Genomic DNA, 1058 nt, shown 5'->3' with positions numbered 1-1058 from the left:
GGGGCGCCCCTTCTTCCTTGCGCCGAACGGACGACCGGGGGTCAGAAGAAGACCGACCGCCGCTGCACCAGCAACTTGTAGAGCGTGTGCTGGATCTGCTCCCGCACCTGATCCGTCAGGTTGAACATCAGCATCGGGTCCTCCGCCGCCTCCGGCGCGTACGAGTCCGTCGGGATCGGCTCACCGAACTGGATCGTCCACTTCGTCGGCAGCGGCAGCGCCCCGAGCGGCCCCAGCCAGGGGAAGGTCGGGGTGAGCGGGAAGTACGGGAAGCCGAGCACCCGCGCCAGCGTCTTGGCGTTCCCGATCATCGGGTATATCTCCTCCGCCCCGACGATCGAGCAGGGCACGATCGGCACCCCGGCCCGCAGCGCCGTCGACACGAAGCCGCCCCGCCCGAACCGCTGGAGCTTGTACCGCTCCCCGAAGGGCTTCCCGATCCCCTTGAAGCCCTCCGGCATCACGCCGACGATCTCGCCGGAGCGCAGCAGCCGCTCCGCGTCCTCCGCACAGGCCAGGGTGTGCCCCGCCTTACGGGCCAGCTCGTTGACGACCGGCAGCACGAACACCAGATCGGCGGCGAGCAGCCGCAGATGCCGCCCGGCCGGATGATGGTCGTGGACGGCGACCTGCATCATCAGCCCGTCCAGCGGCAGGGTCCCCGAGTGGTTGGCGACGATGAGCGCCCCACCCTCGGCCGGGATGTTCTCGACGCCCTTGACCTCGACCCGGAAGTACTTCTCGTACAGCGGGCGGAGCAGCGACATCAGGACCTGGTCGGTGAGCTCCTCGTCGTAGCCGAACTCGTCGACCTCGTAGTCGCCGGTGATCCGCCGCCGCAGGAACGCGAGCCCGCCCGCGAGCCGCCGCTCCCAGCCGCCGGCCCCCGGCCCGGCTCCGGACGCGTCCTCACCGACGCCCCCTGTGTCGGCGCCTGCGGCCTCCCCGGCCTCGCCGGGAGCCGGGCCCTCCTGGCTCCCTTCCGGCTCCTGGGGGCCCTGCTGAGGCCCCGGCAGGGCCCGTACGGCCGCCGCCTCGCCGTCGGCGCGGCCGCCGGG

1 protein-coding gene is annotated in these 1058 nt (G+C 72.2%); it reads right to left on the bottom strand.

Features of this window, described 5'->3' with window-relative positions:
- Positions 1-41 precede the first annotated feature (41 nt).
- A partial coding sequence (locus AOK00_RS30375) for a lysophospholipid acyltransferase family protein (protein WP_055603428.1) occupies positions 42-1058 on the bottom strand: 1017 nt, incomplete at its 5' end.

It is taken from the genome of Streptomyces aureus, from assembly GCF_001418135.1.
GTDB lineage: Bacteria > Actinomycetota > Actinomycetes > Streptomycetales > Streptomycetaceae > Streptomyces > Streptomyces aureus_A.
Note: the sequence above shows the minus strand (reverse complement) of the source record. Positions and strands in the feature narration are given on the sequence as shown.